This window comes from Bifidobacterium sp. WK041_4_12 (assembly GCF_041080795.1).
GTDB lineage: Bacteria > Actinomycetota > Actinomycetes > Actinomycetales > Bifidobacteriaceae > Bombiscardovia > Bombiscardovia aquikefiricola.
Map to the genome: position 1 here is coordinate 1,755,230 of NZ_CP129674.1, position 24,859 is coordinate 1,780,088.

Here is a 24,859-nt window from a genome sequence, read left to right on the forward strand (position 1 = left end):
TAGCTTGTGGACATCATCCTACGACGATTTTCTCCGCACAATGCTCCAATGCGGCATGATTGCGCGAGAAGACGAATACGTCAGGAGTCTAAGTTCGCACACATCATCGTTGACACGATACCGGTATGATTGCCACCATGCCAACGACCCCACCTGTTGTTCAGACACCTCGCGGCCTACTTGCAATCACCATTTCCAGCGTCGCCTGGGGTTTGTTCCCCGTCTACTGGGATGCGCTGCACAGCGTGGCTCCCGCCACTGTGCTCGCATTCCGCATCATCACCACGATGGTCACGATGATGATTCTGCTGGTTCTTCTACGTCAGCAGCGGCACTTCTTCGCCAGCTTCATGAATTTGTGCAGACATGGCATGCTCTTAGTGCTTGCGATTGTCGCGGCCTTGCTTATCAGCGCGAACTGGCTACTCTATATCATTCTCGTGAATACCGGCAAGACTTTGGAGGCATCCGCCTCGTACTTTCTGATGCCTGTGATGAACATGCTGATAGCCATCATCGTGCTGCGCGAGCGGACCAATCTGTTTGGCTGGATTTCCATCGCTCTGGCTGCAGTCGGGGTGTCTGTCTTCATCGTGGGCAATGGTGGAGTTCCTTGGCTGGGGTTGATTATGGCTCTGACCTTCTGCGGATACGGCCTGTTGAAACGCTTCGTTCCCCTTGACTCCTTGCAATCCCTCACCTTCGAGACGGCTGCCGTGACGCCGCTGGCAATCCTCTGGCTCGCTTGGCAGCCTAGTTTCGGATTCGTTCATCGGCAGACCAGCATCACCATACTGCTGATGGGAGCGGGCATTGTCACAGCCATACCCTTGATCACCTTTGCCTATGGCGTGCAGCATTCGCAATATCTGACGGTGGGCTTTGTCCAATACATCAATCCAACGCTGCAATTCCTGTCAGCGATTGTGTTCCTGCATGAAGCCATCAATCATATGATGCTGATTGCTTTCAGCGTCATTTGGCTTTCTCTGGCAGTATATTCCTGTGCTTTGGTCATCCAGCATAGAGCTGCCACGACTGACAGAACTGCGCTGACGACGACGGTACGCGAGTGACCTTGCCTGAGATTGGGACGCACGAGGCAGTTATCCTGTTATCGAGGAGTTCAACATCGCCTATGGGCAGCAGCCCATGCGGAGTAACGCTATTGAACGACGATGGGGACTTGGTTGGAGCTTATCTTGGAATCGTGTCTCATGGACAGCTGAGCTTGGTACGTTCCGGCGTTAACCCTGAGAAGGCTCGAATCAGGCTGGCATGACGATCCCGTTGCGTCGGTGTTCCACGCTATGTTCTGAATGTCCGAGTCCGAATGTGAAAGCAACAGCATCCGCGTCGACACAGGGCAAAGGTCGGATTTCCAGATGGTCTGATCTCCCGAGCTGATCGTGAGCACCCGGGACGCATCCGATGCGTCGACGAGGCAGTTCTCCGAGCCCTTATGGTGAATCGTTGCGGTGAACTGCACCGTTCCACCAACACCAACCGTTGCTGGTGAGGCCTTCAATTCCAAAGAAATGTCGTCTGACGAGCAGTCCGATACTCCGGCGGCCTGACGTGGTGTGGGGGCCGCCTGTCGGCTGATGGCGTTGATGTCTCCCCTATGAATCCAACGATCAATGCCTTGGATACCCTGGACGATGCCCCATATGATGCCGAAAACTGCGCTCAGGAATGCAATAAGCGCGATTGCTGCGACAATGCGGCGCACAAGGAATACACGTCGCTGCCGTTTGCTTATTGCACGTCTTCTCTTCAATCCTTGTCACCACCCTTGAATCCCAATTGTCTCCAAGCCTCATACACCGCAATTGAAGCGCAGTTCGTTAAGTTGAGACTACGCAATGATGGACGCATAGGCAATCTCACCTGCTCGGCAACATCCGGTCCGGTCATGATATCCATCGGATCAGGAATGTTGCCTGGCTCGGGTCCGAACATCAGAATGTCCGTTGGACGGTATTGCACTTCGGTATAGAGTTTGGTCGCGTTGGCTGTGAACGCAATGATTCGCGAGTTGGGCATAGCCTTGACAAGGCTTTCAAAATTCGGATGCAGCACCACATGTGCCATGTCATGGTAATCCAAGCCTGCTCTACGAAGCTTGGTGTCCTGCAGGTTGAAGCCGAGAGGCTCGACCAGATGCAGAATTGTGCCGGTTACCGCGCAAAGTCGAATTGCCGAACCGGTGTTGCCTGGGATTCTTGGAGAATAGAAGCAGAGATGCGGAGTCACCGTTTCCTGTTTACTGGCATCTTCGGCCTTCATCATGGCATCAACCACGCTGATCGGATTGCCGTGGGCATCGGTCACCAACTCGTCGGGCCCATAGTTGGACTTTCGATAGCCATATTCATACATGGTTTCCACGGCTGAGTCCGGTTGTTGTGCCTGTGCGTTGAAAGAATGCCCTTGCGATGTCATAAACGCCACCATAACACCGCCGTTTGGCATCAGTCTGACGCCATCTCGCCAGGGATTGCGAGTTTTGCGGCAATTCTCAGGTATAACAGCCAATTTTCCTGAGATTGGACACCCTTTCAAGCCAAAAAATCCGGTATATACTCGACAATTGCCGCAAAACTCGACATCGCGCTGTTTTTTGTCTCCTGAAGCCCGTCTCTCATGAATCCGTTGCATACAATTGTTCGTTTTTGTTTGGTTGTATTCGATTTTTCGATAGGAATACAGCCGGTAAGCGCAATATCCGATGGTATGCCCTTGATGACTCGCAATATGGCATGATGGCATATGGTGATGCGTGAAAAAGGGGAAGAGTGTATGACTGATTTGCCGCTGGATTCGGCGCAAGTAGATGAACTGAAAAGCAGACTCTTCCCTTGGTGGGATCACCATGCACGGGATTTGCCCTGGCGCTTCGGCAGAACAACGCCATGGGGCATTCTCGTGTCTGAAGTGATGAGCCAGCAGACTCAGATGAGCAGAGTCGCCCCATACTGGACAGCATGGATGCGTCTGTGGCCTGATGCACGCGCACTTGCGAATGCTTCGACGGCGGAAGTCATCACCGCCTGGGGTCGGCTTGGATATCCGAGACGTGCCTTGCGACTGCAAGCATGCGCTCGTGCGGTGAATGAGCAATATGGCAATCATCTTCCCCACAGCTATGAGGAGCTGATTGCACTCCCAGGTATCGGGGACTATACGGCAAGTGCCGTGCTCTCCTTTGCATTCGGCACACGGATCGCCGTTATTGATACGAACATTCGCCGTGTACTCTCCCGCGCAGCCCTTGGAATCGAATCATTGGGAGGCGCTGCAAGCGCTGCGGAGCGAAAGCTCGCCAACGAGCTGCTCCCCCATGATTCCAAGGAGAGCGAGGTGTGGAATCAGGCCACGATGGAACTCGGCGCAACGATATGCACGGCCAAGAATCCGCAATGTGAGATCTGCCCGCTATCCGAGGTATGCAACTTCGTTGCCGCGGGAAAGCCTGGGCTTGCAGAAGGTCGAACCCGCCCACAGCAGCATTTCAAGGGAACGAACCGTCAGGTCAGAGGCCTTATACTGTCGGCGTTGCGCAGCAAAACGGACGCAAGCCCTCTCAGCTATCAGACGCTGGTCAAGATATGGCCAAACAGCTCGCAACTCGATGAATGCCTTGCGTCGCTTGACGATGACGGCCTTATCGAACTCATGCCCGACAAGGCCATTCAGTTTCCGAAGTGAGCCGTCGATCTGAGCGGATATGAGTAGACTTGAGCGGACCTGAGCAGCTCTGGGCTCGCCTCGATCCGCAGATACAATCAATTCTTGAAACTATGAATCGGCGCTGGAATTCTGCCTCCGCGCCCGATGAACTCCTCGCAGCTGTGCTGATTGACGGGCATGATTGGTGCTCGACCGAGCAACCCGCCAAATTCCGCCATCTCACCCACAGTCTTGCCAATAACTGGGATTACTCGAACTGCCGTGGTCTTCTGGTTGATCATCCCGATTGCCGCTTCGTCTGCAATGATTCCAGCGATGGTAGCTGGAGTGGTTTCGCCAGGGATGGCAATCATATCAAGGCCGACGCTGCACACGCATGTCATGGCTTCCAGCTTCTCGATGGTGAGACAACCCGATTGCGCGGCATCGATCATGTTCTTGTCTTCAGAAACGGGAATGAACGCACCGGACAGGCCGCCAACATAGCTTGATGCCATGATGCCGCCCTTCTTGACCTGATCGTTAAGCATGGCGAGCGCCGCGGTTGTTCCCGGTCCGCCAACCTGTTCAAGTCCTATTTTCTCGAGTATCTCGCCAACGGAATCACCAACCGCTGGGGTCGGTGCGAGGGAGAGATCGATGATGCCAAAGGGTACGTTGAGTCTGCGGCTGGCCTCTTGCGCGACCAACTGTCCTACGCGGGTGATCTTGAATGCCGTGCGCTTGATGGTCTCGCAGAGAAACTCGAAGTCCTTGCCACGAGCCTTGTCGAGTGCCTTGCTGACAACACCAGGGCCTGACACGCCAACGTTGATGACCGCATCGCCTTCTGTCACACCGTGGAAGGCTCCTGCCATGAATGGGTTATCGTCAGGTGCGTTGCAAAAGATGACGAGCTTGCTGTTGCCTGAGCTGTCAGTATCGGCAGTGGCTTCTGAAACCTGCTTGACGATGCGACCCATCAGAGCCACGGCATTCATGTCGATTCCGGTCTTGGTGGAGCCCACGTTGACGCTTGCACACACGCGCTCGGTCTCGGCCAATGCCTGCGGCAGCGACTGGATAAGCATGCGTTCCGCCGGTGTCATGGACTTGCTGACCAGAGCGGAGAATCCTCCGAGGAAGTTCACGCCAACCTTATGCGCCACATCGTCGAGGGTGTGAGCAATCTGCACGAAATCCTCGGGCTTCTTGCATGCGCTTGCGGCAACCAGCGAAATGGGTGTTATCGAAATGCGCTTATTGACGATGGGAATGCCGAATTCACGTTCGATCTGCTTGCCTGTGGAAACAAGATCGTGGGCATAATCGTAGATTTTGTTATAGATTCGCTCGCACAGCGCATCCAGATCATCGGTCGCGCAATCGAGCAGACTGATTCCCATGGTTATCGTGCGGACGTCGAGCTTCTCCTGCTCGATCATCTGGTTCGTTTCGTGAACTTCCATGATGTTCAACATGTGCTGCTCCTCATTACTGCAACGTGTGTACTGTGTGGGGGTTGGTTCCTGATGCCTTGATGACGATGACCGATCTCAGTGCCGCGCAGTCGAGCGACCGTTGGACTGCTCTTGAGCTCACCGTCCGTCGAGGAAACTTCAGATTCTATGCATCCTCGTGAAGATTTCCTCGCGCTGGCAGCGAATGCGTACGCCTATGCTCTGACCAAGAGTATCCAGATCGTCGGTGATTTCATCGAATTCCTGGGTTGAGCCTTCGATGTCAACGATCATCATCATGTTGAAGAAACCTTCGATGATTGTCTGAGAGATGTCGAGCACATTGACCTGATGCTCTGAAAGATAGGTGCAGACTCGAGCGATGATGCCAACCGTGTCTTTCCCAACAACAGTAATTACCGCTTTATGACTGGGGACTGCCTGATCCATGGAAAAGCTCCTCTTATAACGAATCCAAACGTGCCCCAAGTATAAATCATGGCGCATACCCAGCGTGTGCTGGAATGCGCCATGTGTCAGGTGAACGAAAGCTTTGCGTCTCTTCGATCAGGATTCGCGATGTGCACTGGCTGAGGCCACTGCTGCGAGCGCGCGTGGCTCGTGGAATCCTTCTGCTTCGAATCGGTCGGCAATCTTATGGGCAATCGTTCGGCTTGCACCTTGCTTGACGAGCGCGATAATCGAGCCGCCGAAGCCGCCACCGGTCATGCGTGCGCCATATGCGCCGTTCTGACGGGCAACATCGACTGCAACGTCAAGTTCTGGAACGGTCACTTCGTAATCGGACTTCAAGGAATCGTGCGATGCGTTGAACAGACGTCCTGCCTCGACAATGTCCTTCTCGTTGAAAGCCCTGACGAACGTGCGCACACGCGAGATTTCGGTGACGACGTGGCGGACGCGCTTCTTCATGGTTTCGTCGGAAATCGCGTCGAGCGTCTCCTTCAGCGCCTGGAAAGGATCGATGGATTGCTGAATCTGATCGGCGCACACGCGCAGGTTCGGCACGCCGAGAATGTTGGCGGCCTTCTCGCAGGTGGTGCGACGCTCGGCATACTGTCCATCGTTGAGCTGGTGTGGTGCCTGGGTGTCGACGACGAGCAGTTCGAGTCCCTGTTCCGAAAGGTTGAATGGCTCCTGCTCGACGCTTTCCAGGGCGGTAAGCTCCGGTCGGCAATCCAACAGCAGTGCGTGACCGGGCTTGCAGCGCATCGAGGCGTTCTGGTCGAGACCTCCGGTGCTGGCACCTGCCATGTCGTTCTCCGACTTCATGGCGGCCTGAATCAGCGTGACTCTACCTTCATCGGAACTTCCGAAACCGAGCCTGAAAACATCGTCGAGTGCAAGCGCGGTTGAGCAGGTCATGGCAGCCGAGGAGCTCAAGCCCGAACCGAGCGGCACGCATGATGCGAATGCGGCATCGAAGCCTGTTACACGGCTAAAGCCCATCGTGCGCAATGCCCAGGCGACCCCGACAGGATATGCTGCCCAGCCCTTGACTCCTCCGGATTTGAGCCCTTCAAGACGCGCTTCGGAGATTTCGTCCGGCTTCAATTCGGAAACCACGCGAACGATGTTGTCATGGCGGGGCTTCAGAGCGATGAAGGTGCGCTGCGGCAGTGCGATGGGAAGGCAGAGCCCAGCATTGTAATCCGTATGCTCACCGATGAGGTTCACACGGCCCGGAGCACTCCATACGCCAGTTTCATGACCGCCAAAGGCCCTTCGGAAAAGAGCCCGAGAACGATGGACGCCCTGTTCGGCAGTCAACGGTTCGACAAATTCAATGTACGACATTTCACTTAGTTCCTCTCAGCTTCGAGATCGATGGGACCAAGCTCGTGGAATCGTGCGGCAATCTTCTCTGGCGTCGTGTCAGAGATCCATGCCGCCATGCCCGATTCGGAGCCGGCAAGATATTTGATTTTATTTGCTGCTCTTCTGAAGGAGAAGAACTGCAAGTTCAGACGGTAGTGATCGCGGCGCTCATCGTGGATCGGGGCCTGATGCCATGCAGAAATGTATGGCAGATCCATGCCCTTGCCATCGCCCTTATCGAAGAATGCATTGCCACGCTTGAGCAGCGTCGAATACATCTGAGCCAATCCCCAGCGCTCGTCGTCGTTGAGCTGGTCGATGGTCATGATGCCATCGCGAACTGGAGAGACCTGAACCTCCAATGGCCAGCGTGCGGCCGCTGGCACGTAGGCCACCCATGTGCGGTTGCGGAAGATGACGCGTTCCTTGGCTTCGAGTTCGGCCTTGAGCATGTCGGCGAGCAGATTGGAGCCGTTCTTGTCGAAGTAGGCTTCGGTGTGCTTGAGTTCCTGCTCGAGCTTGGGTGCGATGAAGGGGTAGCAGTAGATCTGGCCATGAGGGTGAGCCAGTGAAACGCCGATCTCCTGACCATGATTCTCGAATGGGAAGATCTGCTGGATGCCATCGATGGCTGAAATCTCAGCCGTTCTGAATGCCCACGCCTCGACGATGGTACGAATGCGCTCGACTGGCAGATCCGCTGGCAGCGCATGCTCGTTGGGATCGAAGCACACCACTTCGCAGCGGCCATTAGCCGTGCGCTTTTCCCACAGCGGGTTGCCATCGACATAGGAGGGCTTGTCAGCTTCGCCAGGAACCTGCATCATCGACGGGAAACGGTTTTCGAAGACTACAACGTCGTAATCGGTGTCTGGAATCTCGCCATCCTGATAAGGATCGCCTGGCTTGCGAGCTGCCAAGGGGTTGCCTGAAGCCACTGCTCCTGGCCCTGCGGTAATGGGCCGATTCATGCGTGCGGTCGCCATGGGAATCCAATCCCCCGTAAGAGGGTCACGCCGCATCTGCGGAGCCTGGACCGGCACGGTGTTACCGTTCGCGTCCTGATGAGATTCAAAGCGGTTCGACAATGGGCGCGGGTCGTGAAGCTCGCGAGTTTTCTTGCCGGAAACGAATTCTGGATCGTCATCCATATAGAAGAACTCTCGACCGTCTGCAAGCGTCGTCGGCGTGATGCGAATATGCTCCGACGCATATTCGCCTGGTGTGTAGTGGTCGAATGCTGGCTGAGTGTCACTCATCGACATTATCCCTTTCTTCCTTGTTATCTTCAGTGGAATTCTGATGGGCAAGCACGAGTGTCTTGACCAATTCCTTTGTCTTTCTTGAGTCTTCCGGATCAAGTTCATCGTCGGTGATTACAGCTTCTACGTCGTTGAATCCGGCAAACAACGATAGGGACGTGCTGCTCCATTTGGTGTGATCGGTCAAGATAATCGTCTTGTCCGCGATCTGCATCATGGCCATGTCGGTGGCCGCTTCCAAGGAGTTCGGCATCAGGAAGCCCCGAGGAATCGAAACGGAATGCGTTCCGAGAAAGACGGTGTTGACGCGCAGGGATGCGACGACCTTGTCTGCGATGGGGCCTACCAGCGAATTCGAGCGGCTGATGACGCCGCCGGTGACGATGACTTCAACGTCCTTGCTTTCAAGGGCCTGTACCAATTCTGCAACCGGCAGGGAATTGGTGAGAATGGTGATGCCCGATGAACGCCTACTCTCGAGTAGATGCTGGGCGAAAACATAGGCAGTGGTTCCACCACCGATGGCGATTACATCCCCTGGGGAGACATGGCTGATCGCTTCGCGGGCGATGGCATCCTTGAGACCGATGTCCATCTGCGATTTTACAGAAAACAGGGGCTCAGCGAGCAGTGAGCTTGTCGTGACCGCTCCGCCATGGACGCGCTTGAGCAAACCTTTATCTGCAAGATCGGCGATATCTCTGCGTATTGTCATTGCAGATACGCCCAGTTCCTCGGATAGTGCCGTGATGCGCACGGCACCGCGAGTCCGCAGTCTGCTCAGTATGAGATGTTGACGTTGTGAGGATATCATTCGAACATTATCGCACACATTCGCCCAAAATGACAACTCAAGTTGAGCGTTTCATGACAGCTTTCACCTCTTACGTTCCAACCAGCCGCCACCTGACCCACACGCACGGGTTGGCTGCGTTCATTGTGAACTTCATGAAGTATAAAGGACTGAAATCGGTTGAAACTGACTAAAAATTCAACGAAAATTGACCTTTATACTTCATGAAGTTCACAATGAACATTTTCGGTGGCCGCGAAAGGGTTACAGAGCCGCTATTTACGGAAAAAGCGTCTCATGCCCCAGAGCGTGACCTTGAGCATCGCCTCAATAACAATCGATTGGGTCATCTTGGATTCGCCACGGGTGCGCTCGACAAAGGCAATAGGCACCTCTCGGATTCTGCCACCGGCAGCGGCAACCCGTCGTGTCATGTCAATCTGAAAGACGTATCCGTTCGCATTGATGCCATCAAGATCGATGGCTCTGAGAATGTCTGCCTTGTAGGCTCGAAAACCGGCTGTCATGTCGTGCACGGGAAGGGCAAGCATATGCCTTGCATACCACGATCCCAAGCGCGAGATTGCATTCCTCGTCGGTGACCAGTTGATGGTCTGACCACCTTCGACTCGACGGGATCCGATGACCAGATCGATGGCAGGATTGCGATTCAGCACGGCCAACATCCGCGTCAGGTCCTCTGCGCGATGAGAGCCGTCCATGTCCATTTCGCAGATGACGTCATAGCCACGATCCAGACCCCAATGGAATCCTTCAATGTATGCGGGTCCAAGGCCCTCCTTGGCACGTCGATGAATCACATGAACACGGCTATTCCCCTGCGCGAGAAAATCAGCCACACGGCCTGTGCCATCGGGAGAATCGTCGTCCACTATGACAACGTTGACCTGTGGGTTTCTCGAAAAGACATGAGCCAGCGTGGGACCAAGATTTTCACCCTCGTTATAGGTGGGCATGACAACGAGAACAGAGACGGCATCGCGCTGTGCGGATGCGCCATGATGCTGTGTCGATGCAGCGTCATGGCTCATCTGCTGATGAAGATTATTCTGCTGCACAGTATGCTCGTTATCTCGATCTATGCCTTGCGCTGGAGAGTCCCCACTCTTGAAATCCCACACAGTCACTCCTTTCATGACTTCTGACAACTCTAACGCCTTTGCAGCATGGAAACGGTAGAACCCACCGAATTCAAGAACGATTCCTACGCAACTCACAGAACGGTTGAATATTTAAGGAAATATTCAGCTCAATCGTGCAACAATGGTAGGCATGGCTTATGTATCCCAATCTTTTGCACATGACATGATCAATCAGTGCAGCACCGACATGTTCACCTTCGCGTACAAGCATGTCGCCAAACCTTTTATTTTCAACGAAACTCCAGATGTCGCGCACGACCAGATGATCTCCTTCTGCCGCGTGGCGGGCAAGATTTCTCCGTTGATGCTACTGCTCAACGGCATGCTCAACTACACCAATCCGATGCTTGAATCGAATGTGATGGGCATCCATTTCGACAATCCCTTCGGACTTTCGGCCGGTTTGGACAAGAACTGCGACTTGTCGACCGTGCTCGATGCCGCAGGCTTTGGATTCGAGACCGTGGGTTCCACCACTTCCCGCCCATGCCCGGGAAACGCACGACCGTGGTTCCATCGCCTTCCGGAATACGATTCGATGCTGGTGCACGTAGGACTGGCAAACGATGGTTCACAGCGTGTGATTCCCCGAGTCGAGAAGGCGCACACGCAGGCGAAGAGCATGAAGATGTCCATCTCAATCGCTCGCACCAACGACGACAAGACGGGTGACATTGACGAAGGCATCGAAGACTACCGCATTTCACTCGAACGCGCAGCCAACCGCTCTTCCATTGTTGAAATCAACATCTCATGCCCGAACACTCGTGCAGGAGAGCCCTTCAACGAAGATCCCAAGAATCTCGACCGCTTGTTCACCGAGCTTGACAAGGTTCAGCATGACCAACCGCTGCTGGTGAAGATGCCGTTGAACAAGACTTGGGAGGAATTCCAGGGCCTGCTGGACGTTTTGGTCAGCCACAACGTTCAGGGCGTGACCATGGCAAACCTGCAGAAGGATCGCACCGGACTTGACGTTCCACAGAGCTGGCTCGGCGGACTTTCCGGAAGCCCCTGCTATGTGCCCAGCAACAGCACCCTAGCGCGCACCTATCAGCAGTATGGCGACAGACTGACCCTTGCCGGTGTCGGTGGCGTGTTCACGCCGGAACAGGCATATGAGAAAATCCGCAATGGGGCAAGTCTCGTGATGTTCGTTTCCTCATTGATGTACCGAGGGCCTCAGCAGATCACCACCTTGAAGCGTGGACTGGTCAAGCTGCTCCAGAGAGATGGATTCGCCAACGTTGCTGAAGCGGTCGGAGCTAATTTCCGCTGAATCCCAACGAATTCCGATGAATTCCAATGCATGCAGCACATATCGTGCATACATGAAGGAGTCTGGCCTCTACGTGGGGGCCAGACTCCTTCGATTATGTAAGCCAAACGAACGATCAGGTGAAAGTCAGCGCTCGGTGCCGAACGCTCCTCGAATGTACTGATCGGGATATGGGGCCTCATGCTTGTCAAGCCCAAGCTTATGAGCTGCGCGCAAAGGCCAGTAGGGGTCTCGTAGCGCGGCTCTGCCGATTTCGACGGCATCGGCCTGTCCCTTGTGAACGATTCGTTCCGCCTGCTTTGGCTTGGTAATCAATCCAACAGCCGTCGTCGGGATCTGCACCTGTGCACGAATCGCTGCCGAGAACGGCACCTGATAGTTCGGCTTTGCAGGGATGCTCACACCAGAAACTATGCCGCCCGTTGATACGTCAACAAGGTCTACTCCATGCGCCTTGGCGACCTTGGCAAATTCTATGGTCTGCTCCAAATTCCAGCCCCCGGCTGCCCAGTCGGTTGCAGAAACTCGAACAAGCAATGGCATGGACTCTGGAATCACGCCTCGGATGGCATCGATGACCTGCGTTCCAAACAGCATGCGATTCTCCAGAGAACCACCGTATTCATCACGACGGTTATTGACCAGAGGATCCAGGAACTGCGTGATGAGGTAGCCGTGTGCGGCATGGATTTCAATGGCTTCGAATCCTGCAGCGACCGCTCGGCCTGCCGCATCTCGAAAATCGTTCACAATCCCGTGAATGTCGTCAACGCTGAGGACACTCGGCGCAACGCACTTGCCAAAGGGCTGGTCGCTCGGTCCCACCGGCTGCCATCCACCTTCATCTTCAGGCACATTGCCCTGAATGTGGCCAAGCGAGAAAGAACCGGTCGAAGCCTTGCGTCCAGCATGATTGAGCTGAACGGCAACCTTTGCCCCGGTTTTCTTGATGTCTTCGACAATCCACTGCCAGGCTGCAATCTGATCGTCGTTCCACAAACCCACATCGCAGGGCGATATTCGTCCTTCGGGGCTGACTGCCGTCGATTCGGTGATGACGAGTCCAAAGCCTCCGAGGGCTCGCGAAACATAGTGTTGATAGTGGAAAGGCGTGGGCTTGCCGTCTTGCGCATACACGGAATAGGTGTCCATCGGAGGCAGCCAGATTCGGTTTCGCACAGTCAAGCCACGCAAGGTCATTGGAGAAAACAAATGTGAAATCTCAGACATCATGCCCCTTCTTCTCGGGTTGTATCAGCGCTGGTGAATGCCCACAGCCACCATGACTGCCGGGCAGTTGAGGAAGCTGCCGATGGTGGCTGGCAGACTCTCCGCAACTGCTTCCATTGTATGTTCACCTGGCAACGCACGATGCCACTAATCCACACAGCGCACATGCTATCCGCGACTCGCTTCGGATATCGCCGACTAGATTCGGTTCAGCTTCGGATCGGTTAACAACATAGTCCTCGAGTCAGTTGCCCGTCGAGGTGGCTGAACTTGTCGTTGCCGCATCGGTCGTACCTGTGTACGCGGCATCTGGGGTTCCGTAATTGTTATCAATGGGAATCTGTGCCGCGCTCAGATAGGAGTTCATGAATGACTTCCACGCAGGCGTCGCGATATACATGCCGTACCAAGTGTTGTGATAGACCCCATTGATGGTCTTGTTGTTGAAGGACTGGATGCTTTCCGCATTGCCGACTGCAACAAACGATGCAACCTGAGGAACGAATCCACCGGTCAGCATATACGTGGACTCGTTGGTTCCAGTCTTTGCGAAGGTCTTACGGCCATTGTCAAGCTGCGTTGTCGCTGCCTCACCACCCGGCTGCACGACACCTTGATTCAGCGCGTAGGCAACGGTTTGAGCAATGCCCGAAGAGATTGCCTGATGGCAGTTGGCACTCGGCACCTGAAGGCTTTTCCCATCCTTGTTGAGGACCTTCTTCAACGCGATGGGCGTGCACTCTACCCCGTTGGCGGCAATCGTGGCATACACGTTGGCCATCGTCAACGGCGATGCCTGAACGCTTCCAATCACCATAGGAGGGTTATACGAGTTGGATGAGTAAATATCGGTCTGATCTGATGGAGAATTGTGATACCCCATGAGCTTTGCCGTGTCGGCAATCGAATTGATGCCGATGATCTGTGCCATGGAAGCCTGTGTCGTGTTGTGAGACTTCACCAGACCTTGGAGCGGCGTTTCAGGGGATGTGGTGCCACCGCCTGAATTCTGCACCGGCCATGTGCCCGTACCCTTGTATCCGTACCCGGGGAATGAGCTCAACGGGTAGCTTGTATAGGTTCTGAGCGGCAGATTGATGGACTTGTTTGCCCGCATCCAGGCCGCAAGGTTAATGGGCTTCCATGTCGAACCAACCTGGAATCCCCAGCCACCGCCATCGACCTGATCGACGGCATAGTTCAAGGCGGTTCTGGTTCCGCCGCCTGAACTTTGCGAAGCGTCATAGATACGGTTGATGCCGAATCCAAGCACTTCACCGGTTCCAGGACGTATTGCCGCCATGGCAACTTCGAAACCTGTCGGGTCGTCAACAGGAATGGTCGCGCGCGCGGTATTCATTGCAGCGCTGTTTGCATTCACGTCCATCGTGGTGTAGATCTTCAGGCCACCCTGTTCCAGCAGCTTTTCGCGAGCTGCCTCGGTCTTGCCGAACTCCTTGGAGTTCAAAATCTGCTTGGTCGCGTAATCGCAGAAGAAGGCAGCATCCCCGGCAGCCTGGCATCCTGCATTCACATTCTGCACATGAAGCGTATTCTCGACCGGGATTGCCTTGGCATCGTCGCATTGCTTCTGAGTGATATAGCCCTGCTGATGCATCAGATCGAGCACGATGTTGCGCTGGGTCTGCGATTCCTTCAGATTTTCGGTCGGATCATATTGCGCAGGATTCTTGGTGATGGCCGCAATGGTCGCCGCCTCCACGATGGTGAGATCCTTGGCCGATTTGTTGAAGAATCGCTGTGCTGCGGTTTCGACACCATAGATGCCGTTGCCGAACTGTGCAATGTTCAGATAGCCTTGCAGAATCTCAGCCTTCGTATATTTCTTTTCCATCTGCACCGAGACCAGCATCTCTCGAAGCTTTCGGGCAACGGTCTCCTCGGAAGCGTGGTAAACGGCAATGGGATCGTTGTCTTCCTCTGCCTGACTCATCAGCACGTTCTTGACATACTGCTGCGTCAACGACGATCCGCCCTGCGTGTCACCCTTCTTGATGTAGGTCTGCACGAATGCACGCATCACGCCCTGCACATCGATGCCGGCATGTTCGAAGAAGCGGCGATCCTCACGGGCAACCACGGCCTTTTGCATGTAATCGGATACCTGATTCAGCGGCACCACGATTCTGTTCTGCGTATAGTACTGCGCGATCACGGTCTTGCCATCGGAAGCGTAAATGGTCGACTTCTGAGGCAGATCGGTGACATCGAAATTGATGCCCTGCGTCTGTAAGCTAGGAATCAGCGCCTTAACGGCTGTGTTTGCACCAAACACTGCTGGTAGCAAGAATCCAGAGGCTACCACTCCCCCAGTTACGCAAAACAAGGCGTAAGCCAGTAATAGCGTAAAAAATCGACGTACGGTTATTGACTTCTTCTTCGGCATGCTGTTCATTCTAAAGCTAGACCCTGAATAACGAACTCAGGATGTGTGGATTATTGGTAACTTCCACATTACCTGCGCGAGCGACGAATCAGCATTCCTGGTTCGAAGATGATGATGGAACGGCCCTTGCGAGAAATCCATCCACGATTGGCAAAGTCCATCAGTGCCTTGTTCACCGTTTCGCGTGAAGCTCCCACCAGCTGTGCCATCTCTTCCTGCGTCAGATCATGAGGCACCATGAGACCCGCCTCCATCGGCTCGCCAAAACGCTGCCCAAGCGAAATCAGGGTTTTGGCCAACCGAGCCGGAACATCCATGAATACCAGATCAGAGATGTGCTCGTTATTGCGACGCATGCGGTTGGCAAGCACTTGCAGCATGTCAACGGCGACGCGTGGATGCTCGTCCAGCCAGTCGAACAAGGCCTTGTGCTCCAAGGATACGACGTGCGTATGGTTGGTCATCACGACGGCGGATGCGGTCCGTGGACCACCTTTGGGGTCGAATACCGGAATCTCTCCAAGCACTTCTCCCCTGCCGTGGATGCTCAGCAGTTGCACACGGCTGTCGGAGGATCTGCGAGTCAGCTTCACGCGGCCATAATCCAACAGATACATGCGTTGATCCTCGTCACCCTCGCGGAACACGAAGTCACCCTTGTTGAGTATGCGTGAATCAAGATAAGGAATCAACTGGTCTGCCTCTTCTGGCGAAACCTGTTTGAAGAGAGCAGTCTGCAGGAGAGTATTGCCATGCTTGGGCAGTTCATTGGGCTTGCGAACGCTCATGCCTTCCTTTCTTGAAGCACTGATCGACCTTGCACCAATCGACATTGACCGTGCAACTTGCTCAGTTGATTGTATCCCTGTATTCAGACGATGCATTGAAGCCACGCATCCTTGGAAAAGCGCTGCTCTGCAAGCTCATTCGCCTGCTTGACCGCCGCCTGCGGAAGCTGCGTCACCTGAGCCTGATTCAGATGCTCCACGAGGAATGCAAGCAGATGATCGATGATCGCGCTTCTCGATATTCCTGTCTGGGAACGCATCGGATCCACTCGTCGCACAACGGATTTCACCGCTTTATCCGAGAGCTTTTCTTTGGAGACGCGAAGTATTGTCGACATTTTCTCGGCATCGATGTCATAGGCAAGCGTGACGTGGTGGAGCACTGCACCCGGCCCGCCACCTTTGCTGGCAAATCGACGCTGTGCCGCTCCACCTATCTTTCCCTGCTCTGAGGCGAGATCGTTCATGGACGAGAAGCCGACATTCATGCCCAACGCTTTGAGTGCGGCGACAAGCCACGCATCACACAGTCGATACGACTGCGCAACATCCATGCCCTCAACGAAGCTGAGCGGTGCATAGAGCGAGTATGTGATGGTGTTATTGGGCTCAACGAACATTGCGCCGCCGCCAGTGACCCTGCGAACGACGGTGATACCCTCGCGTCTGGCCTCTTCAAGATTGACTTCGTTATGCAAGGACTGAAAGCGGCCGATGATGACTGCTGAAGATTGCCATTCCCAGACCCGGAGCATTGCGGGGAATGTTCCGTCTGCAACCTTTTCCGCCAGAACTTCATCGAGAGCCATCTGCACTGCAGGACTTCTTGGAAGATCATGGATGACGAGCGGACTCAACGAATCCCATCGCGATGAAAGCGCTGGCGCAGGCCTGTCATGCTCGAAAGGCTGCGCTGCTGCCGAGGGCTTGGCATCTGCGCCAATGCCAGAACTGCGTAGGTTGGTGTCAGGGCTTTGCAGGTCAATGTCAGTACCGTGCAGGTCACTACCGTGCAGGTCACTGCCATCCGCGTGGCCTCCCTCTCCCGTTGCCCTGAGCACGGCACAGGCAATGGTCTGGGCGTTTGCGCCAACTAATTGAGCTTCAGGGTGGGCATCGATCACATGCGCGATCACATGCGCGAGGGCTTCAGCATCTATGGGAAGCGTAAACCCGACAATGCTTTGTTCGATGGCCTTGACAAGCACCATGTCGTCTTCACGGGTTGAAATGAAGAAATCACCATCGAGACGGCTACTCTCGATGTGCATGTCGGCAATCGTCACAGTAACTCCGACAAGCTTGCCGCCAACCAGTTTGCATTCACCACGAGTCGTTGACATGTTCTGCGCCCTTCACTCTCCGCAACAACTATACCGTCTCCTTGAATTTCATAGGGAAACGCGCCGTCGTCGCATACTACACTGAGTCGCGAGTTCTCGTTCTGGCACATTGCATCTGAAACATTCCATCTGAAACGTCGAACAGGCCGAATCGTTCACATAACAACGCGGTCGTGAGCAAGCACTGCCGCTCACGACCGCGAATGGTGGGTCAGGCTTTTCTGGCCTGGCGCTTTTCGTGTGCTTCTTGTTGGCTGATGCCGTAGTAGGCGGCGATGGCGATGTCCTTCATGTCTTCGATCTGGGGGATGCGGGGGTTGGCTGGCGCGCACTGGTCTTCGTAGGCGCGCATGCCGATCTGGTCGAGGATGTTCCAGAAGTGGTCCTCGTCCACGCCCGCGGCCTGGAAGGACGCGTCCATGCCGAGCCTGTCGTCGCGGTAGTCCTCGAGGGCGCTCGCGAGGCTTTCCACGCCCTGTTCGGGGGTGTCGGCCTTCAGTCCCAGGTTCCTGGCGATGTCCTGGTAGCGCTGCGGGGCGATGTACTTGCCGTACTTGGGCCAGCTGGTGGGTTCCTGGGGGACCTGCCCGTTGTATCGCACGATGTAGGGCAGCAGGATCGAGTTGGTGCGTCCGTGCGCTATGTGGCACAGCGCGCCGATGGTGTGGGCCATCGCGTGGCACATGCCCAGGAACGCGGAGCCGAACGCCATGCCGGCCATCGTGGCGGCGTTGTGCATCCTCTCCTGCGCGGCCTTCCTGGCTTCGGGGTCCTTCTCGTTGACCGAGGGGTCGAGGTTGTCCCAGATCAGCTTCGCCGCGTGCAGGGCCATGCCGTCGGTGAAGTCGTTCGCATACACCGACACGTACGCCTCGATCGCGTGGGTCAGCGCGTCGAAGCCCGCGTCCGAGGCGAGCCGGCGTGGCTGGGTGCGTGCCAGCACCGGGTCCACGATCGCCACGGAAGGGGTGAGCGCGTAGTCGGTGATGGGATACTTGTACCCGGTCCTGTGGTCGGTGATGACCGCGAACGGGGTCACCTCGGAACCCGTGCCCGACGAGGTCGGGATGCACACGAGCTTCGCCTTGTCGCCCAGCGGGGGGATCTTGAAGGCGCGCTTGCGGATGTCGAAGAACTTCTCGCGCACGTCAGCGAACGTGATCTCGGGATGCTCGTAGAGCAGCCACATGATCTTCGCCGCGTCCATGGGACTGCCGCCGCCGACCGCGATGATCGTGTCGGGCTCGAACTCGTCGCGCATCATCCTCGCGCCACGCTCGACGGTCTCCACGCTCGGCTCGGGCTCGACGTAGTCGATGATGCGGAACGTCACCCGCTCGGCTCGGGCGCGCAGCTGGTCGACGACCTTGTCCACGATGCCCAGCCGCTCCATGACCCTGTCGCACACGATCACGGCCTTCCTGATGCCGTGCATGTCGCGCAGATAGCGTATCGCGTTCGCCTCGAAGTAGGTCTTCGCCGGGATCTTGAACCATTGCATGTTGTTGTTCCTCCGCGCGATGCGCTTGACGTTGATCAGGTTCACGGCCTGCACGTTGCCCGACACCGAGTTGCCGCCATACGAGCCGCAGCCCAAAGTCAATGACGGGGCGATGGCGTTGTAGATGTCGCCGATGCCGCCCAGCGAGCTCGGCTGGTTCCAGATGATACGGCACGCGTGCATGCGCATGCCGTACTCGCGCACCAGCTGCTCGTCGTTGGTATGGATCGCGGCCGTGTGGCCCGCCCCGTGCTCGAGCATCCGCTCGCACATGACGAACGCCTGCTCCCTGTCCTTGGCCTTCAACACGGCCTGCACCGGGGCGAGCTTCTCCATCGTCAAGGGCTCCATCTCGCCGACCTCCCGGCACTCGGCCGCCAGGATCGTCGCGTCCCCGGGAATCGTGAACCCTGCGGCCTCGGCGATGAACTGGGGAGACTTGCCCGGCACCACGCTGTTCAGCTTCGGCCTGCCGCCCGAATACGAGGTGACGCCGAACATGTACCGTTCGAGCTTCGCCTTCTCGTCCGCGTTCACGAAGTACGCCCTGCGACGCCTCAGCTCCGCGACCAGACGGCCGTACACGTCCGCGTGCGCGATGATCGCCTGCTCCGTCGCGCAGATCATCCCATAGTCGAAATGCTTCGACAGGACCAGATCGTTCGCCGCACGCTCGACGTCCACGTCCTTGTCCACATACGCCGGAGCGTTGCCCGGACCCACGCCCAAGGCCGGCTTGCCCGACGAATACGCGGCCTTGACCATGCCCGGACCACCCGTCGCGAGAATCGTCGCGATGCCCGGATGCCTCATCAACGCTCCCGTCGCCTCGATCGAGGGATGCTCGATCCACTGGATGCAATCCGCGGGCGCACCGGCCGCGACCGCCGCGTCACGCACCACGCGCGCCGCCTCCACCGAACACCGCTGCGCGAAGGGATGGAAGCCGAACACTATCGGACAGCGCGTCTTCAACGCGATCAGCGACTTGAAGATCGCCGTCGACGTCGGATTCGTCACCGGCGTCACCCCAGCCACCACACCAACCGGCTCCGCGATCTCCACGATCCCGTTGACGTCATCCTCGCCAATCACGCCCACCGTGCGCTGCCTGGCCAGATAGTTCGTCACATGCTCGCACGCGAAAATGTTCTTCGTGGCCTTGTCCTCGACCAGACCACGCCCAGTCTCCTCCACAGCCATCTTCGCCAACACCAAATGCTTGTTCAACGCCGCAATCGAAGCCTTCGCCACAATACGATTGACGGTGGTCTGGTCAAAGTCTTCGAATTCCTTCAGCGCAACCAGGCCTCGCTGCACCAGCGAGTCTACTTCTGCAGCCGCAATGTTTTGCTGTGGTTCAGGCGGGATTACCTTCACTCCCTCCACACCACTATTCGACGGATTCTCAATAGAGACCTTCTCGGTTTCTGCATTCTTTTTCACAGCTCCCACAGTTCCTCCCATGGACGTGTTGCGAATCTATACTATTCGTCAAGCTTGTTGTATTATGCGGATTATTTCGTACATCGAACTGCTCTGATTCGAGACCAGAGACATCTTCGAGTGCCACCCAATTGTGACCTAAATCACAATGTAGCGTAGCTATGCGTCGGTGGCAATTTTGTACGCGAATATAAGAAGCTGAGCGTGTTGTGTACGCAAGCAGCAATGGTTGTGATATTTTTCAGTGAACTTTTGGGAGATTTTGCGTTCATTTCAGAATTTCATTGCAGAATTCCAATTCAGCTTCCACATTCAGGCTTCACTGTCAGACTTCACAGCTGCAAGTGCTTTCCCTCGTTTCACGTTCGAACTTGAGGCGACAATGCCTGAGCCCAGCCCAGCGCGCATATAAAAAACCCCCAAGCCCCGAAAGGCTTGAGGAGTTTGTAGACAACCGAAAGCTTAACGCTTGGAGAACTGAGGTGCACGACGAGCCTTGTGCAGACCAGCCTTCTTGCGCTCGACTGCACGAGCATCGCGAGTCAGGAATCCAGCCTTCTTCAGGGCTGCACGATTCGCGTCGGTATCAATCGAGTTCAGCGCGCGAGCAACACCGAGGCGGATTGCTCCGGCCTGGCCGGTGGTGCCGCCACCATCAACGAGCACCTGCACATCGAATTTACCCTCAAGCTTGAGCAAGACGATGGGTGAATTCACCTCGCGCTGCTGCAAACGGCTTGGGAAGTATTCATCGAGCTTACGGCCGTTAACGGTCCAGTTACCGGTTCCTGGAACCAGACGAACGCGTGCGACAGCTTCCTTACGACGACCGGTGCCATATCCTGGAGCGATTGTCGAAGCACCGGTGCCAGCACCGGCGTTGGTTTCGGACGTATATGAAGTAAGTTCTTCCTCAGTTTCGAGAACCGCGGAATCATTGGTATTTTCAGCCATGTTGATAATCTCCTTTGGTCCTACTTGGCCTGCTGTGAGACCTGCGAGATCTCAAAGGTTTGTGGTTTCTGAGGGGTATGAGGATGCTCCGCACCGGCGAAGATACGCAGACGATCCATCTGGGTCTTCGAGAGCTTGTTCTTGGGAAGCATGCCCTTGACTGCCTCGCGAATAATGCGATCTGGGTTCTTCTCAAGCAGTTCCGCGTATGTATCAGCGCGAAGTCCGCCCGGACGACCGGAGTGTGTGTAGAGCTCCTTGGAGAGCTTGTTTCCCGTGATTGCAACCTTGGCAGCGTTAATCACGATAACGTGATTGCCTGAATCCGCGTGTGGTGCAAATGTGGGCTTATTCTTGCCGCGCAGCAAAGTCGCGACCTGGGTGGCCAGACGGCCAAGCACCACGTCGGTAGCATCGACGACATACCAGTCATGAGTTAAATCAGCTGGTTTAGGCGTGAAAGTCTTCACAGTTCAACCTTTTCCTTGCATTGTGTTCCGGGTTCACCTGACCGCCGCAAAGGCAAGCGGGCAAACCTCTTTATCCGTGGGCTCCCTGAAAGTCCTATACGGCGAGTGGGAAAAGCGCTTCGAGGACCCCGTAGGGAAACACAACAATCCTCTAGTATACCGCTGGGCTCGACAACGTCAAACCGCACCATACCGAAGCGACGAAATTGACGCATTCGACAAGCGCCACCGTACGACATCGTCAGCCATCATACGACACCATCCGTCACCATCAATGCCTTCAGCAATACCGGTGCATGATATGGGTCAAGGACTGCAGGCGCTGATGAATGAAGAGCTCCTCGGCTGGAACTCCTTCGCCATTGGCATCCGCCAAGGGAATGCGCCAATTAGGATATTCATTGTTGGTTCCAGGCTGATTCTGCGTCCTGCTTTCACCCACGCCATCGGCGATGGAAACAGCCAGAAGCTTGCACGGTGACGCGCACAATGCCTTATATTGACCTTCAACGATATCCTGCTCATGCTGAGGGATGTCTGCAAGCCACTCGCGATCTATCCAGCCGCCATCGACCAGCACATTCATCAGGGCACGCTGCTCGATTCTTGCCGCTGCCATGACCTGATCGAGGGGCTGGGTGAGGAGATTCAGCGAATTTCGCAGCGATACCTGTTCGAACTGCAGATATCCCGATGCCGGTGGCATGTCATGGGTATTGACCGAAGCGAGTGCATCTGGTGTCCATTCGCCCGGCTCGACGAACGCTCCATCGTTCTGCTCGAACCACTCAACCACACAGCCCAGAATGCCATGAGCTTTCAAGGACTCTCGTACATATTCGGGAACGATGCCGAGATCCTCGCCAACGACGACGCCATGGGCCCGTAGGGCTTCGATTGCCAGAATGCCCAGCATGATGCCAGCGTCATAGTGGACATAGGCGCCATCTTGCGCCCCTTTTCCTGAGGGAATCCACCACAGTCTGAACAGTCCAAGAATGTGGTCGATGCGAAGGGCACCTGCGTGGGCGAACATGTGGTGAAGCATGTCTCTATACACCGCGTAGCCCGTTTGCGCGAGCTTATGAGGGTCAAATGGTGGCTGACTCCAGTTCTGACCTTGCTGGTTGAAGTAATCGGGGGGTGCGCCGACAGTTGTTCCACGTGCATATCGTTCAGGGTTGCCCCAAACGTCCGAACCTAAGGCATGGACTCCAACGGCCAGGTCGGCCATGATTCCGATGCGCATGCCAGCGCTGCGAGCGCTGCTCTGCGCACGGCCATATTGTTCGTCTGCTATCCATTCGAGCCACTCGTAGAAGTTCAGCGTGTCTGGATATTTCGAACAGAGGCTACGCACTTCGGGAGATTCGATGCTGAATGCCTGAATCCATGAAGCGCTGTCTTGTGTCGGCTCACCCCATTTATCGTAGGCAAGGCACCATGTTGCGTAAGTCTTCAGTGCGGGATTCCGCTCAGTTCTGAAGGCATCGAACTGCTGCTGCCGTTCAAGGCTGCGTCCTGCCTTGAAAATGATCCACAGAGCGGGCATCTTGGCCCGCCACATGGCATCGCGATCCAGTCGCTCGGTATTGGTGTTGAGCGAGCGAACGGAATCATGCAGCTGCCTGATCTTGTCGCGTGACCCCTGATCCAGCAGATTGTATTCCTCAATGGATTCAGGGCGTATGTATGTGCAGTTGAGAAAGTTGCGCGATGACGGCAGATATGGTGAAGGCGTGAGCGGTGCCACGGGTTCCGAGGCGTGGAGGGGATTGATCATCATGAAATCCGCACCGGTCTTGCGCTTTGCATCTTGCAGGAGCTGCGCCAGATCTTCGAAATCGCCGATGCCCCATGATTCGCTCGAACGGATGGAATAGAGCTGCGCCATCCACCCCCACGGTCTGGTGAGCTCGAGATCTCTGTCAAACGGGATTCGTTGCGGCGCACAGATCAGCGTTGCCTTCATGCTGCGTCTTCCTGCGCTCACCGTAAGCGTGTGGTAGCCAACCGGTATGTCAACAGGAAGAGTGATGGAGGTCTTGGTGATGTACGAACCCTGAAATGGAATGGCGGCAGATCCCTTGCCTGCGCCGACACGCAGCGAGCCTGTGAATGGGCGACCATCCTCCAGAGTGATGGTGGCCGTTGGTGATTCCAGCAAGGTGGTATTGACCTCCACGATGCTTTCCGCGCCTTGGATATGCAGAATCGTGGGCGGAATCAGAAGTGAATACTTTTCTGCACGTTTGCGTATCAGCGATTCTCGAATCTTCTCATCGGTGGAGGCATCGTAGCCCATCGATTGAATGACCGACTTGAGAACATCATCGGAAATTTCATGATAATCATGAGTCTGGCCGATGTATGAAGTAGCAATGCCAAGACTATTTGCCAACCGAATCAAGGGGCGAGCCAGTCGTGAGTCGCTCTCTGTTGTGTGCACCATGACAACCAATTTAATACGATATTCTTACAGTCATCAACACAGCTTGTAAATTTTGTGGATTTCTCTAAATTTCACTCGATTTTACTTGATTTCAACGTGGCTCACTGGTTGTTCGAGACTGCGAAGTCAGTGCTGAGCCTTATCGACAGTCTGTGATCTCTGCTGCAATGCATGCTGAGCCGCGTGCATCACATCAGCTTGAGGATCCTTCGCGAGAGCCTGCAATGTTTCGTAATCCGTTCCCGAATTGAGCGCTACGGCCTGACGCACCATCGTCGCTAGAATCACCGGAGCGTCCTGCTCGTTCACCGTTCCCAGACTTGCAAGATAGGCAAGGGTCGGTGCGTCGACGCCTTCGGTCTGGGCCCCTTCGAGTCGAATGCGCCATGAGGCCTGTGGATTTTGCAGGGCAGCGGAACGCACCCTTGCATCGTCATCCTTGGCAAGTCTGCCGACGAGCCAGTTCTTGTCCGAGACATTTCCGGCGACTCCTGCACGCACGCTGGGTTCGCTGTCGCTGGAGAGTTTGACCAGAACATTCGGAAAAGGCATCTTTTCGGCAAGGAACACCCGATCTTCGACAGGTGTGTGGGAGTTGCCGGCAACGGCTTCCAGCAATGCCGTAGAACGCGAGAATGCCGCCTGATCGCTACTGTCAGGAAGCGTCGCACGGGCCACTTCGCTCAGTTCGGCTGCATCGGTCGAGTGACGCAGACGCTCATAGGAAACGTTGAGTGTCTCTCCAATATTGTCGTGCTGCTGTGATTCTTCGTCCGTCATGCTAGACAGCTTAATGAGAG

At 55.5% G+C, this 24,859-nt stretch carries 20 protein-coding genes; 3 read left to right on the plus strand and 17 right to left on the minus strand.

Annotated elements, in window-relative coordinates:
- Positions 1-137: 137 nt before the first annotated feature.
- Positions 138-1,076 (plus strand): EamA family transporter RarD, encoded by a 939-nt coding sequence (gene rarD / locus QN215_RS07395; RefSeq protein ID WP_369343684.1) that lies wholly within the window; start codon positions 138-140, stop codon positions 1,074-1,076.
- A gap of 89 nt (positions 1,077-1,165) precedes the next feature.
- Here rarD and QN215_RS07400 read toward each other — a convergent pair whose 3' ends face one another.
- Both QN215_RS07400 and QN215_RS07405 read right to left on the minus strand, forming a co-directional pair.
- Positions 1,166-1,780: a hypothetical protein gene (locus QN215_RS07400; RefSeq protein WP_369343685.1), complete on the minus strand. Its 615-nt coding sequence runs from the start codon at positions 1,778-1,780 to the stop codon at positions 1,166-1,168.
- Entirely contained in the window at positions 1,777-2,445 is a 669-nt protein-coding gene (locus QN215_RS07405; protein ID WP_369343686.1) for a tRNA (cytidine(34)-2'-O)-methyltransferase, read from the minus strand. The genes QN215_RS07400 and QN215_RS07405 overlap by 4 nt, the downstream gene beginning before the upstream one ends.
- Before the next feature lie 357 nt (positions 2,446-2,802).
- Here QN215_RS07405 and QN215_RS07410 point away from each other — a divergent pair, with 357 nt between their 5' ends.
- Positions 2,803-3,711, plus strand: a complete 909-nt coding sequence (locus QN215_RS07410) for an A/G-specific adenine glycosylase (protein ID WP_369343687.1) — start codon at positions 2,803-2,805, stop codon at positions 3,709-3,711.
- Between the two features lie 77 nt (positions 3,712-3,788).
- Here the strand turns inward: QN215_RS07410 and QN215_RS07415 are convergent, their stop codons facing one another.
- From QN215_RS07415 to QN215_RS07440, 6 genes are all read right to left on the minus strand, one after another.
- A complete protein-coding gene (locus QN215_RS07415) occupies positions 3,789-5,153 on the minus strand; it encodes a PFL family protein (RefSeq protein ID WP_369343688.1) in 1,365 nt (454 codons plus the stop codon).
- A gap of 138 nt (positions 5,154-5,291) precedes the next feature.
- A complete protein-coding gene (locus tag QN215_RS07420) occupies positions 5,292-5,582 on the minus strand; it encodes an ACT domain-containing protein (protein ID WP_369343689.1) in 291 nt (96 codons plus the stop codon).
- A gap of 117 nt (positions 5,583-5,699) precedes the next feature.
- Positions 5,700-6,950 carry a galactokinase gene (gene galK, locus QN215_RS07425; protein WP_369343690.1) on the minus strand — a complete coding sequence of 417 codons (1,251 nt, stop codon included), beginning with the start codon at positions 6,948-6,950 and terminating at the stop codon, positions 5,700-5,702.
- 5 nt (positions 6,951-6,955) lie between these two features.
- Positions 6,956-8,230 carry a galactose-1-phosphate uridylyltransferase gene (gene galT, locus QN215_RS07430; protein ID WP_369343691.1) on the minus strand — a complete coding sequence of 425 codons (1,275 nt, stop codon included), beginning with the start codon at positions 8,228-8,230 and terminating at the stop codon, positions 6,956-6,958.
- The gene (locus QN215_RS07435) at positions 8,223-9,047 is read right to left on the minus strand and encodes a DeoR/GlpR family DNA-binding transcription regulator (protein WP_369343692.1); all 825 of its coding nucleotides are present in this window, start codon (positions 9,045-9,047) and stop codon (positions 8,223-8,225) included. Before QN215_RS07435 ends, galT begins: the two co-directional genes overlap by 8 nt.
- 254 nt (positions 9,048-9,301) lie before the next feature.
- The gene (locus QN215_RS07440; protein WP_369345113.1) at positions 9,302-10,003 is read right to left on the minus strand and encodes a polyprenol monophosphomannose synthase; all 702 of its coding nucleotides are present in this window, start codon (positions 10,001-10,003) and stop codon (positions 9,302-9,304) included.
- Between the two features lie 316 nt (positions 10,004-10,319).
- On the opposite strand from QN215_RS07440, the gene QN215_RS07445 reads away from it, so the two are divergent.
- On the plus strand, positions 10,320-11,468 hold the full coding sequence (locus QN215_RS07445; protein WP_369343693.1) for a quinone-dependent dihydroorotate dehydrogenase: 1,149 nt from the start codon (positions 10,320-10,322) through the stop codon (positions 11,466-11,468).
- A 126-nt stretch (positions 11,469-11,594) separates the two neighbouring features.
- Here QN215_RS07445 and QN215_RS07450 read toward each other — a convergent pair whose 3' ends face one another.
- The 9 genes from QN215_RS07450 to QN215_RS07490 all read right to left on the minus strand — a co-directional run bounded on the left by QN215_RS07450 (position 11,595) and on the right by QN215_RS07490 (position 24,839).
- On the minus strand, positions 11,595-12,701 hold the full coding sequence (locus QN215_RS07450) for an NADH:flavin oxidoreductase/NADH oxidase (RefSeq protein ID WP_369343694.1): 1,107 nt from the start codon (positions 12,699-12,701) through the stop codon (positions 11,595-11,597).
- 241 nt (positions 12,702-12,942) lie between these two features.
- Positions 12,943-15,105, minus strand: coding sequence for a transglycosylase domain-containing protein (locus QN215_RS07455; RefSeq protein WP_369343695.1), 2,163 nt, complete (start codon positions 15,103-15,105; stop codon positions 12,943-12,945).
- Positions 15,106-15,173: 68 nt separating this feature from the next.
- Positions 15,174-15,893, minus strand: coding sequence for a Crp/Fnr family transcriptional regulator (locus QN215_RS07460; RefSeq protein ID WP_369343696.1), 720 nt, complete (start codon positions 15,891-15,893; stop codon positions 15,174-15,176).
- Between the two features lie 83 nt (positions 15,894-15,976).
- Positions 15,977-17,236, minus strand: coding sequence for a biotin/lipoate A/B protein ligase family protein (locus QN215_RS07465; protein ID WP_369343697.1), 1,260 nt, complete (start codon positions 17,234-17,236; stop codon positions 15,977-15,979).
- Between the two features lie 211 nt (positions 17,237-17,447).
- Positions 17,448-20,126, minus strand: coding sequence for a bifunctional acetaldehyde-CoA/alcohol dehydrogenase (gene adhE, locus QN215_RS07470; RefSeq protein WP_369345114.1), 2,679 nt, complete (start codon positions 20,124-20,126; stop codon positions 17,448-17,450).
- Positions 20,127-20,645: 519 nt separating this feature from the next.
- A complete protein-coding gene (gene rpsI / locus QN215_RS07475) occupies positions 20,646-21,137 on the minus strand; it encodes a 30S ribosomal protein S9 (RefSeq protein ID WP_369343698.1) in 492 nt (163 codons plus the stop codon).
- Positions 21,138-21,157: 20 nt separating this feature from the next.
- Positions 21,158-21,607: a 50S ribosomal protein L13 gene (gene rplM / locus QN215_RS07480; RefSeq protein ID WP_369343699.1), complete on the minus strand. Its 450-nt coding sequence runs from the start codon at positions 21,605-21,607 to the stop codon at positions 21,158-21,160.
- 280 nt (positions 21,608-21,887) lie between these two features.
- Positions 21,888-24,059, minus strand: coding sequence for a 4-alpha-glucanotransferase (gene malQ / locus QN215_RS07485; protein WP_369343700.1), 2,172 nt, complete (start codon positions 24,057-24,059; stop codon positions 21,888-21,890).
- Between the two features lie 126 nt (positions 24,060-24,185).
- The gene (locus tag QN215_RS07490; protein WP_369343701.1) at positions 24,186-24,839 is read right to left on the minus strand and encodes an AbrB family transcriptional regulator; all 654 of its coding nucleotides are present in this window, start codon (positions 24,837-24,839) and stop codon (positions 24,186-24,188) included.
- Positions 24,840-24,859: the final 20 nt, after the last annotated feature.